This window comes from Mycolicibacterium sp. HS_4_1 (assembly GCF_054515875.1).
On record NZ_CM137261.1, the window covers coordinates 5,629,342 to 5,648,929 of the forward strand.

Genomic DNA, 19,588 nt, shown 5'->3' on the forward strand with positions numbered 1-19,588 from the left:
ACCGATTCAACCGGGAAGCCTAGCCGCGCCCGGCATCATGTTGTGCTGTCAGCTCCGAATACACCTGCCGGAATTTTCCGCTGCGAGGGTGCAGGGCGGGTGGCTCTGCTGCTTTCTCGACCGTGACGGTGGTGGCGCCATGCTGAGTGAGAAAGGCGGCCAGCCGCTCTCGGAGTGCGGACCACACCTGCCGCTCATCGGCGTCGTCGTCGGTGGCGAGGCGAACGGTGAGCGTCGACGGTGTGCGCTGAACGAACTGGCAGGCAGCAACCCCATGAATCTCCTCTGCCACCGTCGCGACCGCGAGCGGCAGGATGCGAACCGGTTCCCCCGCTTCGGTCGGAAACGTCAGGACGTCGTCGGTGCGCCCGACCACCCGTATGGAGGGAAAAGGGCTGCCGCATGGACACCGATCGGGGTCGATCGCGACGCGGTCGCCCATCTGGTAGCGAATGATCGGCTGAATTGTGTTGGCCAAGTTGGTCACCAGCACGCCATCGGAGAGCCGGCCCGGCGGTACCGCGCGGTTGTGTTCGTCGACGGGCTCAACGAGGTACCAGTCGGCGTTGACGTGCAGTCGCTGTGCCCGGCATTCGTAGGTCAACCCGACGGCTTCGGAGGAGCCGTAGTAGTTGCCGACTCGGCAGCCGAAAGCGGCTGCGATGAGCCGGCGTGCGGTGGTGGTGAGCGTTTCACCCGCGGCGTTGATCAGAATGGGGCGGATATGCAGCCTCCCGGCTTGCTGTTCTCTGGCCAACGTCTCGAGCGCGCTCGGATAGCCACCCAGTACTGCGGGTTGAAAGGCGTTGAGGTCGTGCACCAGTTGCGGTACCGGCGACAATGCGGAAAACAGGCGCTGAGTCTTGGCGCGCCATGGCAGCGCACGGATGCGTCGAGCCATCATGGTGTTGCCCAGGAAATGTCCACCGGTGACAAACACCGCCGCCAGTCGGGCCCGTCGCCGCAACAGTGCCCCGATATCTCTGGGCGTCATCAGCGCCGCCGGCAACGAACGCAGGTAGCCCAGGACGTTGTAGACCATCAACGCGAAATGGTCGTGCAGGAGTATCGCCGGCACACCGGTAGCACCCGAGGTCGTACACACGACGTAGCGTCCGAGAAAATCGTGGCCAACATTGTCCGGATTGGCCAGGAACTCCTGCACGGTGGCCTTGGTGACGGCTCGGTCGGTTACCCAGTCGTCGAAGTGATTCATCAGATCGGTCTTGCTGACCGTCGGCAATTGATCTGTCGGGCAAAGTGATTCGGGAAGATCGCGGTACAGCTGCTGATAGTAGGGCGACTGTGCGCAGGCAAATGCGACGAGGTGCTCCAGGCGCTGCTGCTGTCGTCGCGCGATACCCGCCGGGCCTTCGCGTGGAGCCCGGTAGACCGTCCAGCAGATCTGAACAAATGCCAGCCCGCTGGTCGGGGTGCCGCGGACCCGCCGGGTGGTGCGGCGGGTGTCCCGCGGCGGGTTCATGAGGTGGTCAGTGCCGCTTGGAACGCCTTTTGATGGGTCTTTTCGTCGCCGGCGATTTCACGGAAGAGGCCGGCCGCCTTCGGGTTGCCCGCCGCATCGGCTTGGCGCGCATAGTCCGGATACATGACATCAGCCTCGTGCTGTTCGCCGTTGATGGCGTCGGTGAGGTTGTCGTTGGTGCTGGCAGCGACCAGCCCGGCCAGGTTGGCCAGGGAGGCGAAGTGCTCGTTGAGTTCGATGGCGGCGGTACTGGTGAACAGTTGTGCCGCTGCGGAGTTACCGTCCCGGCGGGCCTGATCTGCGTAGCGCATGTACTTGGCGTAAGCGAAGGCCTCACCCTGCATCGCGGAGCGCAGGTTGGCCAATGTCGCACCCGACGCATGCGGCGGTCCCGCGGTAATCGCCTCCGGGGCAGGACGCGCGCCACCGGGTACCGGTGGCGCGCCCTGGCCACCGGTGACGGAGGTCAGGGCGGTGCTGAAGTCTCTGGCGTGCGTGGCCTCATCGGAACCGATGTCGGTGAACAGCGCAGCTGCAGCCGGATCATGTTCCGCGGTGGCCTGTTTGGCGAATTCGGGGTACATGTTGGTGGCTTCGGTGGTTTCGCCGCTCAGCGCGTCGCGTAGGTTCTCGGGCAGGTTGCCACCTAGCCCGATGAGGTCGGCTTCGCGAGCGAAATGATCGCGCAATTCGGTTTCTGCTGCGCTGGTGAATTGCTCAGCGGCCGGCGCGCGCCCCGTCTGCTGAGCCTGCGCCGCGTATGCCAGATACTTCGCGTGAGCCATCGCTTCGCCATGCATTGCCGTCAGGGCATTGGCCCGGGTGGATTCGGCCAGTGCGGAGGTGCCCGACGTGGTTGGAGCGCCCGATGGGGTCGATTGGCCGGCGCATGCGGTTACCGGCAGCATCAGCACAGCGCACGCGGCTATAGACGAACGGCCGAAAGGAAGCATCAGTTCTCCTCTAATTACATTGAACCGCAGATATTTTCGCGGGAATGAATTTGTATGAGTTGCGCGGCGGCGCTGGTCAGTGTTCACCTTGTTCCTGCTCACCTGCGCCGCCCGAGCCAGGAGCGGGAACGGCAGGCGCGGGGGTCGACCAGGTGGCCTGCGCGCCGCTGTGACCGATACGGACCGTCTGTACCAGAGTGCCCGCAGCGACGGCTGCAGCTGTGATGGCCACCGCCGCGGTCACCGCCCGCCCCATCGGGGTGCGCCGACGCGGCACGCTTACCGCGCCTGACCCGTTTGACTGCGGTCGACGCAACCAGCGATCAGCTATCAGGATCACGACGATGATCGCGAATAGACCAATTACCCACGGCAGCAACGTTTCTCCCATTTCGGTGTGGAGCTCCACCGCCGGCGTCTCGGTCACCCTGTGTTCGAGCGCTTTGCCAGAGGACTCCATGAACGGCACCACGGCCAGCGCGATGGCGCCCAGTGCCAGCGTGGTGATTTTCACCAGCGCCGGCACCCGCGGAACAACCGCGATCACGACCGTCAGCACCGCAGCGACGGGAATCGCTGTCACCGCTACGTGCGCCAACAATGGATGCCCCGGCAACCCAAACAACGTGTCCATACGCGCTATCCCTTTCGCTCGCCGCACAACACATCGCTATCGTCGGCGCAGTCCGTCGACGATTCGAGGGCGCAATGTCGGCGTTAAAGGCGACGTTGGTCACCACGGCGAACGACTTTGTGCTTCAAGGAATGGCTAACCTTGCCGCGCTCGCCGGCGCTTGTCCGTGACCGCGGCGCCTACTTATCCCGGGCTTATCCCGTGGGCTCAGCGCGCCGCTGCGGAACCGGGCCGCACCGCAGTCGCATCTTTGGCCGCCGGGTCGTCCTGAGCAAGGGTGAAGTAGCTTTCTTCTTCCTGGGCGAAGTGCAGGCGCAGCAGCGCGTACAGGCCATACAGGCACGCCAAGAGGTCGTCGACTTGATCCGGTTGGATCGTGCCGGCCGATTCGGCCAGCCCGGCATGCGCCGTGACACGATCGGAGAGCCGCTGAATCTCTGCGTGGGTGCGACTCATCGTGGCGGTGGCTTCATCGCTGCCGAGCGGCCGCGCCAACGCGGGATACAGCTCGTTTTCCTCGGCCAGTTCATGGGGCAGAATCCGGTCCGACAGCAGACTGCGTATCGACATCAGCGACTGTAATGCCTTCGCATCCGGAGTTGCCGCGAGTTGGTCGGCGGCTTCCCGCAGCTGGCCCAAGGTGTCGCGCAGCTCGTCGTGTTCGGCCGCAAAGTGCAGTAGCAGCTGTTCGGTCTCGATGGGTAGTTCCACGGCAGTCTGAGGGTTGGCCCGCAAGGCACGAAGTGCGTTGAGAATAACCGCGACGTCGATGCCTTCCTGCAGCAGAGCGCCCGCGGCCGGCGGTAGCCACCCCAGGGCGGCGATCACCATCGCCAGCAGCGACAAGCCCATCCCGACCACCGCACTTTGCACAGCGATGCGTCGCGACCAGCGGGCAATGTCCATGGCATCTGCAAGCCGGTCGACCCGATCGGTGGTCAAGACGATATCGGCAGCTTCGGAGGATGCGGTGGCGCCGCGGGCACCCATCGCCACCCCCACCGTGGCGGCGGCCAGTGCGGGTGCGTCGTTGATGCCGTCACCGACCATCACCGTCACGGCACGTTGGCGTTCGGCGCGCACTGCGGCAACCTTGTCCGCTGGGGTTTGTTCGGCGTAGACCTCATCGAGTCCGAGCACCGTGGCGACCTCGCGGGCGGGCTCGGGCCGGTCGCCAGTAAGCATGACCAACCGGTCGAAACCTGCCTTGCGCAGTCGGCGCATCGTGCGTGGTGCCCTGCGGCGCAACGGGTCCCGCAACAAGACGGCGCCGGCCAGTTCACCGTCGATGCTCACCCAGGCAATCGCGGCACCGTCCAGGCTGGCCCGGTTGACCACGCCACGCCCCCAGTCGCTGGTCACGCTGCTGACCGGAATTTTGCCGACGGAGACGCGACGGTCCTCTATGGTGACCGTCACCCCACGACCCGGTTCTTCGACCACGTTTGTAGGTAGCGACAACGACAGTCCACGTGCCAGCGCCTCGGTGACGATGGCCTCGGCGAGCACATGCGGGGAGAACTGGTCCACCGACGCCGCCAGCTGCAGCAAGCTGGTCGCCTCGTTACCGGGTCCGGCGATCACGTCGACCACAACCGGGCGGCCCATGGTCAGGGTTCCGGTCTTGTCCATCACCAAAGTTGTTGCGTGTCCCAGGTTTTCCAACGCGCCGCCGCTGCGGATGATCACCCCGGTGCGCGATGCCCGCGACAAACCCGACACGATCGCCACCGGCGCTGCCAGCAGCAACGGACACGGGGTAGCCACCACCAGCACCGCCACCGCACGCACTGCCGAGCCGCTGGCCAGCCACGCCACTGCCGCCAGCCCCAGCGCCAGCGGCAAGAACCACGCGGCGTACCGATCGGCCAAGCGCACGATCGGCGCGCTTTCCGCACCGGCCTGCTCGGCCAACCGCACGATGCCGGCGTAGGTGCTGGCCTCAGCGGTGGCCGTCGCTCGCAGTTCAAATGCCCCGCCCGCATTGATCACACCGCTGCGGACCGGCTCGCCGACAGCGCGCTCGACCTGCAGGGGTTCGCCGGTCAGCAGCGACTCATCGAGCACAGCCACCACATCGAGAACCCGGCCGTCCACGGGGACCACCTCGCCCGGGCCGACGACCAGCAGGTCATCGACAACCACGTCATCGAGCGGGATCACACTGACCGTCGTGCCGATCCGGCGCCGCGCGAATCGCGGCGCACGTTCGAGCAGAGCCCGCAGATCGTGGGAGGCCCGCCGCGTGGCGGCCGCGTCCAGTGCGCGGCCACCGGCCAGCATCACCGCGATCAGCGCACCCGCCAAATACTCACCGACAAGCAGCGTGCCAACGAGGGACAGTACCGCGATCACGTCCACCCCGAGCCGCCCTCGTCGCAACGCGATCACCACCCACACCACAGCCGGCACCACGGCCAGCACCGTGCCGGCGATCCAGCATCGATCAGCGACAGACCGCCATCCGGTCAGCCAAGCAACCCCGCCGCCGGCGAGGGCGGCCACCGTCAGCACCACGATCGTGGGTTCGACAAACGGGCGCAGCCGCGAAATCCGTTGGTTCATTGATTGTTTCGTCTCGCCTCGCACGACTGTCCTTTCGGCCGCGCCACCGTTGCCATACCCGCGCTCGATCCAAGGCAGAATCGAAGGCAGCACGTCTGGCCCAGTCCACCAGGGCGCTCACGCCGCATCTAGGGCCGTAGGACCCCACCACCCAGTCGATGCGCACTTCCATCGATGGAGCCGTTATGCCCTAGCCGTCCTGGGCGCGGCGTGCGAACGTGCCAGGTGATCCGACGACAGAGGTGAGATATCTGTGAGCTTTTTCGAAATGGTCAATCCGCATTCCGAAGCCCACCGCGGCGCACATGCCGGTTGGTTGCGGGCCGCGGTACTGGGCGCCAATGACGGTCTGGTGTCCACGGCCAGCCTCATGGTCGGCGTCGCAGCTAGTGGCGCCGCGGCCACGAGCGTCTTGACCGCAGGTATCGCCGGGCTGGCCGCTGGTTCCATGGCTATGGCCGCTGGTGAATACGTCTCCGTGAGTTCGCAAGTCGATGTGGAACGGGGTGATCGCGCCAAAGAAACGCACGAATTGGCGACCGACCCGGATGCCGAACTCGCCGAGTTGGCCGGCATCTACCGCGACCGCGGTCTACCCGCTGAGCTCGCGGACCAAGTCGCACACGCGCTGCACGACGCCGATCCATTGGCGGCACACCTACGCGACGAACTCGGGCACTCCGACATCACCGCTGCCCGGCCGGTACAAGCCGCCGCTGCATCGGCGGCCAGCTTCTTCGTCGGTGGTCTCATACCTCTGCTGGGGCTGCTCGCGCCCACACCCACCACCAAACTGTGGCTCATCGTGGCCGTCACCGTCATCGGCCTGGCCGTCGCGGGCGTCTTGGGCGCGTGGATTGCCGGAACCAAGCTGCTCCGACCCGCGCTCCGCGTCGTCATCGGCGGTGGGTTGGCCATGCTGGTGACGGCACTCGTCGGTCAACTCGTCCACGTCGCCGGCATCTAAACCACCCATAGACGAACTACAGGCCAGGAGCATTGCTCCTGGCCTGTAGTGATTGTGCGCCCGAAGGGATTCGAACCCCTAACCTTCTGATCCGTAGTCAGATGCTCTATCCGTTGAGCTACGGGCGCATGGGTACAACTATTAAGTTATGTGGCGGAGGCGAGAGGATTTGAACCTCCGGTCCCCTGTAAGGGGGACAACTCATTAGCAGTGAGTCCCATTCGGCCGCTCTGGCACGCCTCCTGAACGATCCGAGGGTACCGGACTCTTACACCCCGCAACCGCCGAGGGCATACGGTACACAGTCAACACCGCGAAAGGCAAAGCGCGACGCCAGGGCGCCATCTGCCGGACACCTAGACTGTCCCGGGTGACCGCCCGCCTGCGCCCCGAGATGGACGCCCTGCCCGCCTACACCCCCGGCCGCACAGTGCCCGGCGCCATCAAGATCGCCAGCAATGAAACCGTCGACGGACCGCTGCCCAGCGTCCGCGAGGCCATCGTCAATGCGATGGACAACATCAACCGCTATCCGGACAACGGCTATGCGGCGTTGCGCGAGCGGCTGGCCGCCTATGTCGGGTTCGCGCCCAACGAGATTTCGGTGGGCTGCGGGTCGGTGAGCCTGTGCCAGCAGCTCATCCAGATCACCGCCTCCGTCGGCGACGAGGTGCTGTTCGCTTGGCGCAGCTTCGAGATCTACCCGCTTCAGGTCCGCACCGCCGGCGCGACGCCGGTCCCCGTCCCGCTCACCGATCACACGCACGACCTGGACGCCATGCTGGCCGCGATCACCGACCGCACCCGGCTGATCTTCGTCTGCAACCCCAACAACCCCACCTCGACCGTCGTCGATCCGGCCAAGCTGGCCGACTTCGTCGCCAAAGTGCCACCGCACATCCTGGTGGTCCTGGACGAGGCCTACGTTGAGTACATCCGCGACGGCCTGCTGCCGGACAGCCTGGCACTGGTGCGCAAGCACCCGAACGTCGTCGTGCTCCGCACTTTCTCGAAGGCCTACGGCCTAGCCGGACTACGGGTCGGCTACGCCGTCGCGCACGAAGACATCGTCACGGCGCTGGGCAAGGTGTACGTGCCGTTCACCGCGACCAGCATCAGCCAGGCCGCAGCCATCGCGTCTCTGGACGCCGCCGACGAGCTGCTGGCCCGGACCGACGCCGTGGTGGCCGAACGCGCCCGGGTCAGCGCCGCACTGCGCGCGGCGGGCTTCGAGCTGCCCGACTCGCAGGCCAACTTCGTCTGGCTGCCCTTGAGCTCCGAGGACACCGTCGACTTCGTCGATGCCGCGGCCGACAACAAACTCCTGGTGCGGCCCTACGGCCAGGAAGGCGTCCGCGTCACCGTCACGGTGCCGCAGGAGAACGACCTCTTCCTGGACTTCGCCGTCAGTTGGCGCGGCGGCCGGTAAAGCCGATCAGCTGATCGAGCGGGCTCGCGTCGGCCGGGACCTCGACGGGATCGTCGAACCCGACGGCTGCCCGTGCCGCGGGGCTGACGGCGGCCTTGGTCATCCCGAGGACGTACTCGGCCAGGTCATCGGGGACCTCCATCTGGCGGCCGACTGCCGTCGCGTAGTCCCACGCATGGACGAGGAATTCGAGCGAGAGGATGCCGGCGACCCGCACGGCCGGCATCTCGCCCGGCCCCGCCGCGACGGTGCCCTCCAGCCCCCTGGTGCGCCACGCCGCCAAGGCAGGCCGCGCCGCGGCACTCACCTGGTCGATGATCGGCGCCGCCGCGTCCCGCTCAGGCAGCTGCGCGCCCGCGATCCCGCCGATCACCGTGATCGAGTTCATCAAGTGATCGGTGAGCGCCGCCACATCGAACTCGCTGCACGGTGTTTGCCGCGCTGCGTCGCCGGGCCCCAGACCTGAGAGCACCTGCTCGAGAACATCCAGACTCGCCTCGCCGGCCTCGATCACATCGGACGGAATCGTCATAGGCGAGACGCTACGCCCAGGTTCACCGGCTAGCCTTCCGATTCATGGGTGCTACCTACGAATCTCTCACTGTTGAGGTCAACGATCACGTCGCGCAGGTGACACTGACCGGCCCCGGCAAGGGCAACGCCATGGGCCCGGCCTTCTGGGCCGAGCTGCCGGTGGCCTTCGAGGCGCTGGATGCCGATCCGAACGTGCGGGCCATCGTCCTCACCGGATCAGGCCGCAACTTCAGCTACGGGCTGGACCTGGCCGCGATGGGCGGCACTCTGACCCCGATGATGGCCGACGGCGCGCTGGCGAAGGAGCGTGCCGACTTCCACACCAAGCTGCGGGCCATGCAGCAGTCGATCACGGCGGTCGCCGACTGTCGCACCCCGACCATCGCCTCGGTTCAGGGCTGGTGCATCGGCGGCGGGGTCGACCTGATCTCCGCGGTCGACATCCGCTACGCCAGCGCCGACGCGAAGTTCTCGGTGCGTGAGGTCAAGCTGGCCATCGTCGCCGACGTGGGCTCGCTGGCCCGCCTGCCGCTGATCCTGAACGACGGGCATCTGCGCGAACTGGCGTTGACAGGTAAGGATTTCGATGCTGCGCGCGCCGAGAAGATCGGTCTGGTGAACGACGTCTTCGCCGACGCCGAGGCGTCGTTGGCCGCCGCCCACGAAACCGCTCGCGAGATCGCCGCCAACCCGCCACTGACCGTGCGCGGCGTCAAGGATGTGCTGGACGAGCAACGCACCGAACGGGTTTCGGCCAGCCTGCGTTACGTCGCGGCATGGAACTCGGCTTTCATCGCGTCGAAGGATCTGACCGAGGGCATCACCGCGATGTTCGAAAAGCGCGCGCCCGAATTCAAGGGCGAGTAGGGGTCAACTGCCTTGAGCCTCAACTACATCGAAGCGATCGTTGTCGGTGCGTTCCAGGGCGTCACCGAGCTGTTCCCGGTGTCGAGTCTGGGCCACTCGATCCTGGTACCGGCCCTGGTCGGTGGTCGCTGGGCCCAGGACCTGAGCATGACGGCCGAGAAATCGCCGTACCTGGCGTTCCTGGTGGCCGTGCACGTCGCGACCGCGCTGGCACTGCTCGTCTTCTTCTGGCGAGACTGGGTCGCGGTGATCGGCGGGTTGATCACGTCGATCAAGAACCGGAAGATCACCACCTCCGCCGAGCGCCTCGCGTGGCTGCTGATCCTGTCCACCATCCCCGTCGGTATCGCAGGCTTGGCGTTGGATCACGCGCTGCGCACGACGTTGGGCAAGCCGGTACCGGCAGCCGCGTTCCTCGCCATCAACGGTGTCGTTCTCTTTGTGGGTGAACGGCTTCGGCGGCGCACGGCCTCGGCGGTGCCCGCCGCCGCGCATTCGGAAGCACTCAACGAGTCCGACGAGCGCCTGGCCCGCCTCCCGATCCCGGAGGCCATGGGCATCGGTGCGGCCCAGATTCTGGCGCTCCTGCCGGGCATCAGCCGATCCGGCGCGACCATGGTCGCCGGCGTGCTGCGCGGACTGTCCCACGAAGACGCCGCGCGGTTCTCGTTCCTCTTGGCGACCCCGGTGATCCTGGCCGCGGGCGCGCTCAAGATTCCGGAACTGCTCGGCCCCGCCGGCGACGGCATCGGCGGACAGGTGCTGGCCGGTAGTGCCGCTGCGTTCATCGCGGCGTACCTGTCCGTGCGGTTCCTGGTGAAGTACTTCGAAACCCGCACTCTCACACCGTTCGCGATCTATTGCTTGGTCGCCGGCCTGGGCAGTCTGGCCTGGCTGACCCTGCACTGAGCGAGGCCGCCGACCCGCCGCGAGGGTGAGGGCGGCTAGTTCTGCACCCCGTGCAGGTTCTTCGCCGTCCGGCTTGTCTCGACTGACGCGGGATCAGGGTAGGTGCCGAGCACCCGGTCGGACGTGCCCGACGTGGTGACCGAGAACCAGTAGTGCTCATTCTTGAAGTGGTGCAACCGATGATTGCGCCACACCGCCTTGTACAACGCTGTCCGCGGCTTGTAGTCGGTGTGCACGAGGTAGTGAATCCACTCGTAGGTCATGAGGATCAGAGACTCGACCAGGATGAACGACAGCGTGGCCGATACCGGCACACCGACTGCGGCGCCGATGCCCAGAGGCAGCGCCACGATCGCCGCGATCAGCCACGGCAGGGTCGGCGTCGGAATGAAGACCAGGTCGACGTCACGAGGGTCCGCGTGGTGTCGACGATGATCACGCGCGACGAGCGTGTCCAGGGTGATACGTCCCAGCTTCCGCGGTCGCCAGTGCAGGATGAAAACGTGAATTACCCACTCCACGAACGGAAATAGCAGCACCAGCGCCAGCGGGGCCCACACGTCAGCCAGACCGATGCCACCGGCCGCCACACGGGCGACGACCGACCCGACGACCAGCGCCAGGATCATCCACGGCGTCGGATGGCGCCAGAACTCGCGGGCCGCCTGGCCAAGGGTCACGCCTCGGGTGCCGGTGGTCGTCACTGTGCCTCCATCTGGTCGAGAAAATCCGTGAGCACCGCGGTGGCGCCACCGAGCACGACGGCAGCAGCCCGGCGCGCTTTCGGCGCGGCACCCGACGTCACCGCCGCCGCGAGCTTTCGGTAGGCGTCCACGGGCTCAGCGGCCGCGACGGCGTCGGCCACCACCGCGAGCATCGGCTCGTACACCCGGCGCATCCCGTTGAAGATCAGCGTCATCGCGATCGAATCTGCGCCCACCACAAGGCATTCCCAGAAGATGAGGGCAGCGAGTTGCTGCTCGGCGCCCGTCTGCGCGCGCTCGAGGTCTGCGAGCGCCCGGGTCAGCGGTCCGGTGAGTTTCTCCGCCGAGCGCGCCGCGGCCCGCTCCGCGATCCACGGCCCGAGATACTCGCGCACCTCCAGCACGCTGCGCACCACCGACGGATTCACCATCGCCCCCGCGGGCGCGTCGACCAGCAGATGTGGCAGCAGGTCGAGCCCGCCGGTGCGCATGATGTCGTTGACGACAGCGCCGTCCCCCTGCCGCACATCGAGATGCCCGGACGCGACCAGGCGCTGAATCGCCTCGCGCACCACAGGGCGCGAAACGCCCAGCACCTCGGCCAGTTTGCGCTCACTCGGCAGGCGCGAGCCCGGCGGCGGGGCGCCCGCGACGAGCTGCTTGAGCAGCTGGTCGTGCACCTCGTCGGCAGCCGAGCGTCGCTTGATCGCGATCAACTCCACCGCACGACCCTAACCCACTAGAGGTAAGAGGTCTAGTGGTATTACCAATTAGCTCGCAGCGGGTGTGATCTCGAGGTACGCCATCGGTGTCCGGTCCCAGTGAAGGCTGCGTGATCTCGGCTTAGGTTGCGAGTGGCGTTGCGAATGTCTCGTTGTAGGTTGCGAGTCGTTGCCGGGTTGGGTCCGTGTGATGGCGAAGAATGCTGGTCGTGACGATGGCTCCGGTCGAAGTAGCCGCCGATGTGACCAAGGCGGAGAACGTGGAGGTCGAGTGGGTGACCTCCGACGGTGAGCGTCAGTGGTGCGCCCTCGACGCCGCCGTGCGAGCGCCATTCGAGGAGGGGCTGCCTGTGCGGCGGTACCGGCCGCGTAAGGGGCAGCGGCATCTGAGCGGCCGGTGGTGGTGTGCGACGACTGGCAGCCATATTGGGTTTGAGTCGTGGCTGGAGCGCGATCACGTGATGCTGCTGGATTTCGACCCGCAGGTGGTCGGCATCGCGGCGCAGCCGTTCTGGCTGCACTGGACCGGCGCGGGAGGTAAGCCGGTGGCGCATGCGCCGGACCTGTTCGCCCGCCACCGTGACGGCAGTGGGCTGGTGATCGACTGCCGCCCGGTCGAGCGGCGCCGGCCGCGGGACATGGTCAAGTTCGCCGTCACTGAGCGGGCGTGCGAGCGGCTGGGTTGGGGGTATCGGCTGGTCGCGGGGCTGGACCCGGTGCTGCAGGGCAATCTGCGGTGGCTGTCGGGCTACCGCCACGAACGCCACGACATCCCGACGGTCGCTGTGTCGCTGCTGAAGGTGTTCGCGGCTCCGATGCCGCTGCTGGCCGGCGCGGAGGCGGTGGGGGATCCGATCGGCGTGCTGCCGGTGTTGTTTCATCTGCTCTGGCGCCAACGGTTGGCGACCGACTTGTCGGTTCCGCTGGGTGAGGCAACACCGCTGGTGTGCGTGTGATGAGGCCGGGGGTGCTGTGCCCCGGTGATCGGGTGGTATTCGACGGCGGCGAGCACCAGGTACTGGGGCTGGTCGGCACCGCGGTGCGGTTGCGTTCAGACGAGGGTGTCGAGCAGGTCGTGCTGGCCTCGCATCTGCTGGCCTGCCCCGACTTCGAGCTGGTCGATCACGATGAGCCCGTGGGGATGGAGCCGTTCGGCCTGCTGGAGGGCCTGCCGGCTGACGTCGTGGATGCGGCCCGGGCATGGGAACGACATGTGGTCGAGGTCGAGACTGGACTGCCGCCGGCAGCAGAGCCAGGTGCGGTGCCCCGCGACGGGTTCGACCCGGCGCTGACGACGGTCACCGACCGCGATGTCGCCAAGGCCGCTGAGCTGGGAGTCAGTGTCCGTACCGTGCAGACCAGGCGCGCGCGGTACGCCCGGCAGGGCTTGTGGGGTTTGGTCGATCAACGATCTACCCGCGAGTGGGCCGTCACCGGCCGGGTCGACACACGGGTGGTCGCGGCGGTGCGGGCAGCGCTGGATGCCGAGACGAACAACTCGACCGGCACCCGGACGCGGCTGATCCGCCGGGTGCGGCAGCAACTCGAAGACGAACACGGCGTGGGGGCAGTGCCAATCCCGTCGCGCTCGACGTTTTACCGACTGATCGACGCACTGGCCACCGGCCGGCACAGTTTCGGGTCGGCGGTCACGCGGCGGCAGACGGCGAACCGTCCGGCAGGGATGTTCACCCCGTCGTTCGCCGCGCGGCCCGGTGAGCAGGTGCAGATCGATTCGACCCCGATCGACGTGCTGGTGCTGCTCGACGATGGCACACCGGCACGGGCTGACTTGACGATCGTGGTGGATGTGGCCACCCGCACGATCTGCGCGGCGGTGCTGAGGCCGGTCGGGACGAAGGCGGTGGACGCCGCCCTGCTCCTGGCTCGGATGCTGGTTCCCGAACCGATGCGCCCCGGATGGAGCCAGGCGTTGCGGATGTCGGCGTCGGTGTTGCCACACGCCAGGCTGCTGGACATTGATGCACGGATGGAGCTGGCGGCAGCCAAGCCGGTGATCGTCCCGGATACGATCACCGTCGACGGCGGGAAAGTGTTCGTTTCCGAAACGTTCTCCAGAGCTTGTGAGCGGCTTGGGATTTCGGTGCAGCAGGCGCGGCCCCGCACCCCCACCGACAAAGCGATCGTGGAGGCCACGTTCGGGTCGATCAACACGCTGTTCTGTCAGCACGTTGCCTCCTACACGGGCCCCAACCCGACCCGGCGCGGCGCCGACGTGTCCGGGGCATGGACGCTGACCGAGTTGCAGGACCTGCTCGATGAGTGGCTGCTGGCCGGCTGGCAGACCCGCCCGCACGACGCGCTACGCGACCCGCTGGCCCCGCGACGCGTGCTTAGTCCGAATGAGAAGTACGCCGCGCTGGTTGCCGCGGCCGGGTATCTGCCGCTGACCCTGACCGGGGAAGACTATTTGGAGTTGCTGCCGGTGACCTCGCGGCAGATCAACGCCTACGGAATCATCATCGACTACCGCACCTACGACTGCCCTGAACTCGGGCCGCTGCGGTTGCAGCACTCCGGTGTCACCGCCCGCCGCGGGCTCTGGGAGGTCCACTATGACCCCTACGACGCGACTCGGGTGTTCGTGCGCACGCGGGAGGGGTGGTTGACCGTCCCGTGGACGCATCTGCCGATGGTGACCGCGCCGTTCGCGGAGTTCACCTGGCGCCACGCCCGCGCCCTGACCGCGCAGCGCGGCGGCGACGACACCAACCAGACGCAGGTCGCCCGGGTGCTGGATGATCTGCTGACCCGCGCAGCGGCCGGGCCGGTGGACAAGCGTACTGACCGGGTCGCTGCCCGCACCCGCCTGACCAGCGCTACCAATCCGGTGAGCACGCTGCCCGAGCGTGCGGAGCCAGAACGCGAGCCGACCGTCGAGGCTGAACCGGCGCTGGCGACGGTGATCCCGTTCGGGGTGTTCGACGCCGCCGCCGAGGCCGACAAATGGTGAACCGAAACAACAGTGACGCCTCAGCAGCGGTCGGGGCCGATGAGCCGCTGACGACCAAGGAAGGATGGCAGCGGTTCGTCAACCGCCAACCCGCTGCGCCCGACGGGCACAACCCGGCCACCCTGGAGTTGCTCACCGAAGTCGAGCGAGAAGCGGTCAAGGAGGCGCGGCAGGCCTACCACGGCGACTTGCCGTTGGCGAACACCCCAACCATCCAGAAGGTGATCTCCACCGCGCGGCTGCTGGTGCAGTTGAACCGCAATCAGGTTTCCGCTCGGCGGGGTCTGATCGTGTCCGGGGAGTCGGGCACCGGCAAGACAACCGCGCTGACGCAGTTGGGCCGAACCCACGAACTGCATATCCGCCGCCGGTTCCCGCACGACGTGTATCGGTTGCCGGTACTGTACGTGACCGTCCCGCCGGCCTCGACCGCGCGGATGCTGGCGATGGAGTTCGCCCGCTTCCTCGGGCTGTCGTTCACCGGCCGGGTCAACATCACCGACATTGTCGACGCGGTCTGCCACACCGCGGCCCACACGGGTGTCGAGCTGGTGCTCGTCGACGAGGTGCACAACCTGAACCTGACGACCCGCCCTGGCGCCGAAGTATCCGACCAGCTGAAGTACTTCGCCGAGCGGCTACCAGCAACGTTCATTTACGCCGGCATCGACGTCGAAGCGGCCGGGTTGTTCGCCGGGGTCCGGGGCCGGCAGATCGCCGGCCGCTTCACCATGATCGGGGCCAGCGCGTTCGCTTACGGCACCAGTGAGCAGCGTGAGCAGTGGCGGGCGCTGGTCGCCACCATGGAATCCACGGTGAGGCTGCACCGACACAAGACCGGCTCCCTGGTCGCGCTGGATGAATACCTGTACCGGCGCAGTGGCGGCATGATCGGCAGCCTGTCCCACCTGGTCCGCGGCGCGGCAGTCCTGGCCATCGAGGACGGCACCGAACAGATCACCCGCCCGCTGCTCGATCTTGTCCCGGTCGATTACGCCGCCGAACGTAGCGCTGCCACCGATCGTTCACGCCGGGCGATCGGCTGACCGTGCTGGCACGCCTACCGATCCCCGCCGGACCGGCCCGCCACGAGACTGTCCGTTCCTATCTGACCCGCCTGGCGGTACTGCACGGCCTACCAACGGGTGAACTGTGGAACCATGTCGCCACCGCCAAGGCCGCAGACCGCTCCGGCCGCGCACAAGGCCGGGTGGTGCTGCCCGAGCGGCTCGCCGTCCTCACCGGCCGCCCGGCCACGCACCTGGGGCTGGCGCTGCCCGAACTGCGCGACCCGGCACCGGACTGGACGGCATGGCGCCACCAATCCCAGCCCGGCTGCGGCCGCTGCGACGCCCGCCACGACGGCGGACCAGTCCTGCTACTGCTGCCGCACCACCACTACGTCTGCATCCGCCATCGCTACTGGATCGGCCCACCCGACGCCGGGCAACCGCCCACACCCCTGCATGATCGGGTCAGCGACCAGATCGTGGCTGCCCAGCACCGGCACAACCGGCTGCTGGCCCACTACAGCCCGGCAGCGGTGTTCGACGCGGTACTGACCGGGTTCCTGTTCTGCGGTCACCTCTGGACCCAGTGGCCACAACGAGACCACGCCACCGCGCCCGTTCACCGCTGGGATCAACGGGCACATTGGCTGATCCCGCCGGGAACAGAGACCACCTCCTACAGCACCTCGTTGCTGTTCGCCGCGGTCTATCCCGAGGCCGTCAACCTCGCCGAACTGATCACCGACCCGGCCTGGCGCCAACGTGCTTCCGGCGATACCGCCGGGCAGCGCATGTTCTTGACCGAAGCGAGCCGTCGCCTCGGCCGAGCCGTCCCCGACCTGGACAACAAGCGTGCCGACGCGATCCGGCACTGGATGATCTTCGACAGCCATCGGCCGCCCAGCCGGCCGGACAAGACGTTCCCCGAAACCCGCGAGTGCGGCGCGACCCGGCCAGCCAATCCCAACAGTGCCAGCCGCGAGCGCACCCAGCGCGAAGCGCGCTGGTTCGCGGTCAAGCGGTGCGGCGGCAGCAGCATCCTGCACCACCGCCACCTCCGACCCGTGCTCGTCCGCGAATGGGCCGCACAGATGGCCGGCATGACCGCGACGATCTCGGCCAGCGCCTCACTACACGACTATGGCGGCATCCGCGCACAGGAATACGACCGACTGCACTTACCCAACAACGCCGAGCCGGCCGCAACATCAAGCAGGCCACTTTTTGTCTGAGCAAAACCTCGCTCAGTTGAACCGTACCGGGACCGATTACTGGGGTCGTCGCCCACCGCGATGGTGGCCACCACGGATAGCCCCCGGGATCGTCGCAGATTGGCCTTGCTGACGCACATCAGCGGGCTGCCGATCGCCGGCCTACGGTCGATGTGGCGTCATCGGAGGGCGGACTCGGATCGTCGTGGCCGGGGTGCTGTCCCGGGCGCTGCGGCAGCACGACGAGCAGCACAATGATGATGGCTGCAAGTACAGCTGACGCCACTGGGCGACTCCAGTCCAATCCCCCTTCGGCCACCGGCTTATCGAGGAAATCGCCCACCGTGGCACCCAGCGGTCGGGTCAGGATGAAGGCCAACCAGAACAGCGCCACGCGCGACATGCTGGTCCAGTAGTACAGCCCCGCAACGATCGCCAGAGCCGCGCCAAAAGCTAACGCACCGCCGTCATAACCCAACCCGCCCGTATCAGCGAGCCAATCACCTAGTGCGGTACCCAAGGTCTGCGAGAGGGTGATAGTGGCCCAGTAATACGCCTCTGTCTTCGGTGTCACCACGGTGTTCACCGAGACGCTGCCTTGTGACCAGCGCCAGAGACCAAGAGTGGCCACAAGAAGCACCAATAACAGCAACGACCCACCCGTGTATCCGATGCCGAGTGATCGGTCGGCAAAATCAGCCAATGCCGTGCCAAACGTCGTCGAGGCAACGATGGTGGCCCAGTACAGGCTGGCATGAAAGCGCTCAGCAACGATCTGCGCGACGACCAGTACCACAAGCAATCCGCCGAACAGAACCGCACCAGCTAGGTAGCCCCAATTCAGCGTCATCGTCACGGTGTCGCCACCGGTCTCACCCAATGTCGTCGCCAATACTTTGATGGCCCAAAAGCCCAAGGTGACAGCCGGCACTTTAGTCAGTGCCTGCTTCGCACTCTCGCTCATACGTTCTCGCCTTTCCGTTTCACCGGTTTGGATGTCCGCAGCTTCCGTCGACGCCGAACCAACGACGGGCCACATCGACCGCAACATGCCGAGATCGCCGCTGATCATCAGGCATCGCAACGGCTTTGGCGCAAACAACACCAAAGCCGCCCACTAATCCACACTTACAGCTGGCACCCTGAAAGGACCCTGAGACACGAATCCCCAATTGCGCCAGCACCTTCGACGCGGGCCCACCAGCGGTACCACGACGTTTGGCCGCCCGCATCGAGGGTTCCCTGCGGCGCATTCCCCTCCGACAGGTGTGGTGAGCATGGTCATGCGAGCAGCTACCCGGCAAGCCGTGGTTGGTCCGGTCAATCACCAGGCACGTGGGTGTGCTGACCTGCGTGGCGGGTCGTGTTCGGTTGGCCAATGCGTTCAGGCCAGCAGCGTCTTGCCGTACCAGTCGTGTTCGTCGGTCAGTCCGGGCAGGGTGAAGAAGTAGCCGCCACCGAAGGGCTGGACATAATCGACGAGGGGTTCGTCGGTGAGCCGGCGTTGAATGGTTTCGAATTGGCGGTCGATGTCTTGCTGGAAGCACACGAAGACGTGGCCGGATTGCAGGTTGCCGTTGGTGTCGACGCCGAGGTCGTAGTTGTAGGACCGCCGCAGCAGGCGCTGGTTGTCGGTCTGTGAGGTACGCGGGTTGGCCAGCCGGATGTGGGCGTCCAGCGGGATGGTCTTCCCCTCGGCGTCGGCCGGGTAGTTGGGTATGTCGAATTCGTTGTTGCCGTCCAGGGGGGCGCCGCTGTCGCGGCGCCGGCCGAACATCCGTTCTTGTTCGTTGATCGATACCCGGTCCCAGAACTCGACGAGCATGCGGATAAGCCGGATGACCAGATAGGTGCCGCCGTGAGTCCAGGCGGGTTCGGCTGGATCAGTGACCCACACCAGGTTTTCAGCATCGACTGAGACGGGGTTGGCGGTGCCGTCCTTAAATCCCAACAGGTTGCGGCCGGTACCCGACGGACGTGGCGGCGAGTTATATCCGTCAATGCGCCAGCGCAACTGCATCGAACCTCGCACGGCGCGCATGATGTCGCGCAATGCGTGATGCACCGTGTCGGGATTGTGCGCGCACAGCTGCACAACCACATCCCCATGCGTCCACGCCGGATCCGGAAAGTCGTTACGGAACACCGTCATTGGCTTGAGTTTGGCGGGCTTGCGATCGACCAGACCGAAGCGGTCGTCGAACAGGCTCGCACCCACGCCGACGGTGATCGTCAGACCGTCGGCCGAGACGAGTGAGCCCACGACTCCGCTGTCGGAGGGAGGGGCGCCGACGCCCAGTTGCGGCGGCGACCCGCCTGCGGTCAGAAAGCGCGCACGCTGGGTCAGCGTGGTGAGCACCTGGGCCAGTGCGCCCTTGCCGGGGGCTGTGACATCCAGGGCGACGTGGCAAGCGAAATTCTGTTTCTGCGCGGGGGCCGGGGTCAGGATGCCCGCCTGATGTGCGCCGTGGAATGGGTACTGCTGCGGCGGGGCGGCCACGGTGGCGGCATTGGCGTCGACGGCCTTGCCCTCGGCCAGTACGGCACCGGTGATCGCGGTCCCGGCTGCGCCGGCGGCGGCGCCGCGAAGGAAGTGTCTACGACTGACGTCCATGTCTGCGCGCTC

At 66.7% G+C, this 19,588-nt stretch carries 17 protein-coding genes and 2 tRNA genes; 8 read left to right on the forward strand and 11 right to left on the reverse strand.

Going from position 1 to position 19,588, the window contains the following annotated elements:
* Positions 1-19: 19 nt before the first annotated feature.
* The 4 genes from ACX12F_RS27165 to ACX12F_RS27180 form a co-directional block, all read right to left on the reverse strand.
* Positions 20-1,483, reverse strand: a complete 1,464-nt coding sequence (locus ACX12F_RS27165) for a phenylacetate--CoA ligase family protein (protein ID WP_459367332.1) — start codon at positions 1,481-1,483, stop codon at positions 20-22.
* Positions 1,480-2,523 (reverse strand): ferritin family protein, encoded by a 1,044-nt coding sequence (locus ACX12F_RS27170; protein WP_459367333.1) that lies wholly within the window; start codon positions 2,521-2,523, stop codon positions 1,480-1,482. Before ACX12F_RS27170 ends, ACX12F_RS27165 begins: the two co-directional genes overlap by 4 nt.
* Positions 2,513-3,070 (reverse strand): hypothetical protein, encoded by a 558-nt coding sequence (locus ACX12F_RS27175; RefSeq protein ID WP_459367334.1) that lies wholly within the window; start codon positions 3,068-3,070, stop codon positions 2,513-2,515. The genes ACX12F_RS27170 and ACX12F_RS27175 overlap by 11 nt, the downstream gene beginning before the upstream one ends.
* Before the next feature lie 207 nt (positions 3,071-3,277).
* On the reverse strand, positions 3,278-5,635 hold the full coding sequence (locus ACX12F_RS27180) for a heavy metal translocating P-type ATPase (RefSeq protein ID WP_459367335.1): 2,358 nt from the start codon (positions 5,633-5,635) through the stop codon (positions 3,278-3,280).
* A 253-nt stretch (positions 5,636-5,888) separates the two neighbouring features.
* Here ACX12F_RS27180 and ACX12F_RS27185 point away from each other — a divergent pair, with 253 nt between their 5' ends.
* On the forward strand, positions 5,889-6,602 hold the full coding sequence (locus tag ACX12F_RS27185) for a VIT1/CCC1 transporter family protein (protein WP_459367336.1): 714 nt from the start codon (positions 5,889-5,891) through the stop codon (positions 6,600-6,602).
* A 55-nt stretch (positions 6,603-6,657) separates the two neighbouring features.
* Here the strand turns inward: ACX12F_RS27185 and ACX12F_RS27190 are convergent.
* Positions 6,658-6,730, reverse strand: a tRNA-Arg gene (locus ACX12F_RS27190).
* Positions 6,731-6,753: 23 nt separating this feature from the next.
* A tRNA-Ser gene (locus ACX12F_RS27195) sits at positions 6,754-6,845 on the reverse strand.
* A gap of 127 nt (positions 6,846-6,972) precedes the next feature.
* Here ACX12F_RS27195 and hisC point away from each other — a divergent pair.
* Positions 6,973-8,031, forward strand: a complete 1,059-nt coding sequence (hisC, locus tag ACX12F_RS27200; RefSeq protein ID WP_459367337.1) for a histidinol-phosphate transaminase — start codon at positions 6,973-6,975, stop codon at positions 8,029-8,031.
* Here hisC and ACX12F_RS27205 read toward each other — a convergent pair.
* The gene (locus tag ACX12F_RS27205) at positions 8,009-8,563 is read right to left on the reverse strand and encodes a TIGR03086 family metal-binding protein (protein ID WP_459367338.1); all 555 of its coding nucleotides are present in this window, start codon (positions 8,561-8,563) and stop codon (positions 8,009-8,011) included. The genes hisC and ACX12F_RS27205 overlap by 23 nt on opposite strands.
* Positions 8,564-8,607: 44 nt before the next feature.
* Between ACX12F_RS27205 and ACX12F_RS27210 the strand changes: the two genes are divergently transcribed.
* Positions 8,608-9,432, forward strand: a complete 825-nt coding sequence (locus ACX12F_RS27210; RefSeq protein ID WP_459367339.1) for a crotonase/enoyl-CoA hydratase family protein — start codon at positions 8,608-8,610, stop codon at positions 9,430-9,432.
* Positions 9,433-9,444: 12 nt separating this feature from the next.
* Positions 9,445-10,341, forward strand: a complete 897-nt coding sequence (locus tag ACX12F_RS27215) for an undecaprenyl-diphosphate phosphatase (RefSeq protein WP_459367340.1) — start codon at positions 9,445-9,447, stop codon at positions 10,339-10,341.
* Positions 10,342-10,376: 35 nt separating this feature from the next.
* Here ACX12F_RS27215 and ACX12F_RS27220 read toward each other — a convergent pair whose 3' ends face one another.
* Together ACX12F_RS27220 and ACX12F_RS27225 are read right to left on the reverse strand one after the other, a co-directional pair.
* On the reverse strand, positions 10,377-11,045 hold the full coding sequence (locus ACX12F_RS27220; protein WP_459367341.1) for a sterol desaturase family protein: 669 nt from the start codon (positions 11,043-11,045) through the stop codon (positions 10,377-10,379).
* Positions 11,042-11,767 carry a FadR/GntR family transcriptional regulator gene (locus ACX12F_RS27225; protein ID WP_459367342.1) on the reverse strand — a complete coding sequence of 242 codons (726 nt, stop codon included), beginning with the start codon at positions 11,765-11,767 and terminating at the stop codon, positions 11,042-11,044. Before ACX12F_RS27225 ends, ACX12F_RS27220 begins: the two co-directional genes overlap by 4 nt.
* 215 nt (positions 11,768-11,982) lie before the next feature.
* Between ACX12F_RS27225 and ACX12F_RS27230 the strand changes: the two genes are divergently transcribed.
* From ACX12F_RS27230 to ACX12F_RS27245, 4 genes are read left to right on the forward strand one after another with little or no spacing between them, the layout of a single operon-like run.
* On the forward strand, positions 11,983-12,723 hold the full coding sequence (locus tag ACX12F_RS27230; protein ID WP_459370527.1) for a TnsA-like heteromeric transposase endonuclease subunit: 741 nt from the start codon (positions 11,983-11,985) through the stop codon (positions 12,721-12,723).
* Complete coding sequence (locus tag ACX12F_RS27235; protein ID WP_459367343.1) at positions 12,723-14,741, forward strand: TnsB C-terminal domain-containing protein; 2,019 nt, start codon at positions 12,723-12,725, stop codon at positions 14,739-14,741. The genes ACX12F_RS27230 and ACX12F_RS27235 overlap by 1 nt, the downstream gene beginning before the upstream one ends.
* Positions 14,735-15,787, forward strand: a complete 1,053-nt coding sequence (locus ACX12F_RS27240) for an AAA family ATPase (RefSeq protein ID WP_459367344.1) — start codon at positions 14,735-14,737, stop codon at positions 15,785-15,787. The genes ACX12F_RS27235 and ACX12F_RS27240 overlap by 7 nt, the downstream gene beginning before the upstream one ends.
* Positions 15,788-15,789: 2 nt before the next feature.
* Complete coding sequence (locus ACX12F_RS27245) at positions 15,790-16,983, forward strand: TniQ family protein (RefSeq protein ID WP_459367345.1); 1,194 nt, start codon at positions 15,790-15,792, stop codon at positions 16,981-16,983.
* Positions 16,984-17,101: 118 nt separating this feature from the next.
* Here ACX12F_RS27245 and ACX12F_RS27250 read toward each other — a convergent pair whose 3' ends face one another.
* Together ACX12F_RS27250 and efeB are read right to left on the reverse strand one after the other, a co-directional pair.
* Complete coding sequence (locus ACX12F_RS27250) at positions 17,102-17,926, reverse strand: COG4705 family protein (RefSeq protein ID WP_459370528.1); 825 nt, start codon at positions 17,924-17,926, stop codon at positions 17,102-17,104.
* 420 nt (positions 17,927-18,346) lie between these two features.
* On the reverse strand, positions 18,347-19,576 hold the full coding sequence (efeB, locus tag ACX12F_RS27255; protein WP_459367346.1) for an iron uptake transporter deferrochelatase/peroxidase subunit: 1,230 nt from the start codon (positions 19,574-19,576) through the stop codon (positions 18,347-18,349).
* Positions 19,577-19,588 lie beyond the last annotated feature (12 nt).

What these genes read in the sequence shown, in the direction of transcription:
- ACX12F_RS27165 (WP_459367332.1), bottom strand. Translation starts at nt 1,483, where the DNA reads ATGAACCCGCCGCGGGACACCCGCCGCACCACCCGGCGGGTCCGCGGC.
- ACX12F_RS27175 (WP_459367334.1), bottom strand. Translation starts at nt 3,070, where the DNA reads ATGGACACGTTGTTTGGGTTGCCGGGGCATCCATTGTTGGCGCACGTA.
- ACX12F_RS27180 (WP_459367335.1), bottom strand. Translation starts at nt 5,635, where the DNA reads ATGAACCAACGGATTTCGCGGCTGCGCCCGTTTGTCGAACCCACGATC.
- ACX12F_RS27205 (WP_459367338.1), bottom strand. Translation starts at nt 8,563, where the DNA reads ATGACGATTCCGTCCGATGTGATCGAGGCCGGCGAGGCGAGTCTGGAT.
- ACX12F_RS27210 (WP_459367339.1), top strand. Translation starts at nt 8,608, where the DNA reads ATGGGTGCTACCTACGAATCTCTCACTGTTGAGGTCAACGATCACGTC.
- ACX12F_RS27230 (WP_459370527.1), top strand. Translation starts at nt 11,983, where the DNA reads ATGGCTCCGGTCGAAGTAGCCGCCGATGTGACCAAGGCGGAGAACGTG.
- ACX12F_RS27235 (WP_459367343.1), top strand. Translation starts at nt 12,723, where the DNA reads ATGAGGCCGGGGGTGCTGTGCCCCGGTGATCGGGTGGTATTCGACGGC.
- ACX12F_RS27240 (WP_459367344.1), top strand. Translation starts at nt 14,735, where the DNA reads ATGGTGAACCGAAACAACAGTGACGCCTCAGCAGCGGTCGGGGCCGAT.
- ACX12F_RS27250 (WP_459370528.1), bottom strand. Translation starts at nt 17,926, where the DNA reads ATGAGCGAGAGTGCGAAGCAGGCACTGACTAAAGTGCCGGCTGTCACC.
- efeB (WP_459367346.1), bottom strand. Translation starts at nt 19,576, where the DNA reads ATGGACGTCAGTCGTAGACACTTCCTTCGCGGCGCCGCCGCCGGCGCA.